This is a genomic window from Vibrio sp. 1078-1, assembly GCF_033340475.1.
The window spans coordinates 1-902 of sequence record NZ_JAWOWM010000148.1 but is presented as its reverse complement, the minus strand read 5'-3'; the positions used below and the strand labels follow the sequence as shown (position 1 = coordinate 902).

Annotated in this window: 1 pseudogene; it reads left to right on the top strand. The window is 51.7% G+C overall.

What is annotated here, in order from left to right:
* Positions 1-902 (top strand): annotated as a pseudogene (gene vscC, locus R7190_RS26225) (SctC family type III secretion system outer membrane ring subunit VscC); the annotation flags it as partial.

Below are 902 nucleotides of genomic sequence, written 5' to 3'. Positions count from 1 at the left end.
CTCGTATCGCGACCAAAGCATTACCGTTCCGGGGATTGCTTCGGTATTGAGCCGTGTGGTTGGCGGTGTTCAAACTCAAATTACGGATTCTGCGTCTGTACAAACATCGCCTGTAAACGGATTACCCGCAGAAGCAGCGAAACCTCGCGGCAAAACTGCGTCTGTGCACGGCGGTGCAACCGTAGAAGCGGAGCCGGGGCTGAATGCGATCATCGTTCGTGATACCCAAGCAAGACTGCCGTTGTATCGCAAGCTGGTCGCTCAGCTCGATCAGCCACAATCTCGTATCGAGGTTGCGTTATCTATTGTGGACATCAGCGCAAACGATTTACGTCAGCTCGGTGTGGATTGGCGCGCGGGTGTATCGGTTGGAAACAACCGCATTGTCGACATCAAAACAACCGGCGACGTTGATAACGGCGATGTCACATTGGGCAGTGGTCAGAGTTTCAAGTCCTTGTTGGATTCGACCAACTTGAACTACTTGTTGGCACAAATTCGTTTATTGGAATCGAAAGGCAGTGCGCAAGTCGTTTCCAGACCAACGCTACTCACGCAAGAAAACGTCGAAGCGGTGCTAAACAACAGCAGCACGTTTTACGTCAAATTGGTTGGCAAAGAGACGGCGGCTTTGGAAGAAGTGACGTATGGCACCTTGTTGCGCATTGTGCCTCGTATCGTCGGCGACAGATTCGCGACGCGACCAGAGATCAACTTGAGCCTTCACTTAGAAGATGGCGCAAAGATCCCAGATGGTGGTGTGGATGATCTTCCATCTGTACGTAAAACCGAAATCAGTACGTTAGCGACGGTAAAACAAGGGCAAAGCTTACTCATTGGTGGCGTATACCGCGACGACGTTAGCCATCAGCTACGTAAACTCCCGCTGTTGGGCGCCATTC